Source organism: Aeromonas sp. HMWF014 (genome assembly GCF_963878295.1).
Taxonomy (GTDB): domain Bacteria; phylum Pseudomonadota; class Gammaproteobacteria; order Enterobacterales; family Aeromonadaceae; genus Aeromonas; species Aeromonas popoffii.
On sequence record NZ_CAWNYS010000085.1, the window covers coordinates 7703 to 9459 of the forward strand.

Annotated in this window: 4 protein-coding genes; all 4 read right to left on the reverse strand. The window is 63.2% G+C overall.

Going from position 1 to position 1757, the window contains the following annotated elements; genetic code table 11:
- Positions 1-139, reverse strand: a 139-nt coding sequence (gene nrfD / locus AAC083_RS03355; protein WP_258224877.1) for an NrfD/PsrC family molybdoenzyme membrane anchor subunit, incomplete at its 3' end; no start/stop codon positions are given.
- Positions 140-184: 45 nt separating this feature from the next.
- A complete protein-coding gene (locus AAC083_RS03360; protein WP_108537999.1) occupies positions 185-853 on the reverse strand; it encodes a 4Fe-4S dicluster domain-containing protein in 669 nt (222 codons plus the stop codon).
- On the reverse strand, positions 850-1482 hold the full coding sequence (gene netB / locus AAC083_RS03365) for an Nrf-like electron transfer protein NetB (protein WP_108538000.1): 633 nt from the start codon (positions 1480-1482) through the stop codon (positions 850-852). Before netB ends, AAC083_RS03360 begins: the two co-directional genes overlap by 4 nt.
- A gap of 160 nt (positions 1483-1642) precedes the next feature.
- A partial coding sequence (locus AAC083_RS22880) for a c-type cytochrome (protein WP_441296530.1) occupies positions 1643-1757 on the reverse strand: 115 nt, incomplete at its 5' end.

Genomic DNA, 1757 nt, shown 5'->3' on the forward strand with positions numbered 1-1757 from the left:
CACTCTCGCTGCCGGCCCCCTGGCGCCGCAGCAGCACCGACAGGGTGGTCGACCCCGCCGAGATGCCAAGCAGGAACAGGTAGATGGCGATGGGGCCGTCCCACACCAGCGAGTCGAAGTGAAATGCGTCATGCCACATGGTGCATACCTCCCATCAGACAGAGACCATCAGACCGATGTGCGCTCATGATGCCACCTCCCCTTTGGGCACCCGGTACATCTTGGGCGAGGTGCCAAGGAACCGCTTGTAGCGATAGGTGGTCTCCTGCACCAGCCGCCTGGCGATGGGGCTTTGGGGATCATCCAGATTGCCGAACACCAGCGCCTTGGTGGGGCATGCCTCCACGCAGGCGGGCTGCTTGCCATTGGCCAGGTTGGTCTTGCGGCAAAAATCGCACTTGTCGGCGACGCGGGTCACCGGGTTGATAAAACGCACCTGATAGGGGCAGGCCGCGAGGCAATAGCGACAGCCGACGCAGAGATCGGGATTGATGTCGACGATGCCATCCTCGACCCGGATATGGGAGGCGCCGGTCGGGCAGACATGCACGCAGGGGGCATTGTCACAGTGCTGGCAGGATTTGCGAAAGAAGCGGTACGCCTGATCCGGATACTCCCCCACGGGGCCACTGCGCACGATCTCCAGCCGGGTGACCTCGGGTGGCACCTGATTGACCTCGCGGCAGGCATCCATGCAGGCGGTGCAGCCGATGCAGGCCGTCTCGTCGTGGATCATGCCGTAGCGTACCCCCTCTATGGTCATGCTGTTGGCGAGGACGCGGGGCGAACCTGTCATCAGGATCAAGGCGCTGGCACTCATCCCCACCATAAACTCGCGACGGGTCGTGCTCATGCGCCCTCCTTGACGGCAGCTTGCTGCTTGGCCTCATGCTGCTTGCTGTGGCAGTCGACGCACAGCTTGATGCGGGACTTTTCGGGAATGCCGACCATGGGCTCCTTGGCCGGGTGCAGCTGGTGGCAACTGGTGCAGCTCACCCGGGTGGCGTGCACGTCGTGGGCCCACAATGCCTTGCGCAGATCGTCCGGCTCATGGCAACTCATGCAGACACCGTTCTGCTGGCTGAGGGGAAATGCCTCGTCACCAAAACGCATCACATCGACCATACCGCCGCGCTGTTTACGGTGATCGGCCGACGCATTGCCGTGACAGTTGGTGCAGGTGACCGCCTCATTGGTGTTGGGGTTGGTGACGCTACCGTGCTTGCCGTGCATCCCCTCCTCCCCATCGTGGCACTTGTCGCACTTGGCAAAGCGGGCAGCCGCTTTTCTGGCGGCGGCCTTTTTCTTCTCCGCCTTGGCCTGACGTTCGGCCAGGGTTGACTGATCGGCTGGCGCGGCGGTGGATGAGGCCTGGGTGTGGGTGGTCGGGGTATCGGTCGCCGGGGCCACCTCGGCCCTGGCAAACTGGGTTGTGCCCAGGCAGAGGCTGCCGAGCAGCAGCCACTTAATGACAGCGTTCATAAAAACTCCGGATAAGGGACACCCGGTGGGTGTCATCTCCCCCAGTGCGCAAAAAAGGAGCGGATAGCAGCGCCTTTGACGGTCATGACCGGGTAGCAGGAGCACACCCCGCCGGCGGGCGGCGAGGTGGCTGCGTCAATGGGAGCGGGTGCGGCGACGGTTACTGCTGGCTTGCGTAATACTCGGCCAGCGCCTTGAGGTCTGCATCGCTCATGGCGATGAGCGGCTTGTTCATCTTCTCGTCGTTGCTGCGCTTGCCGGCCTTGAACTCCTGC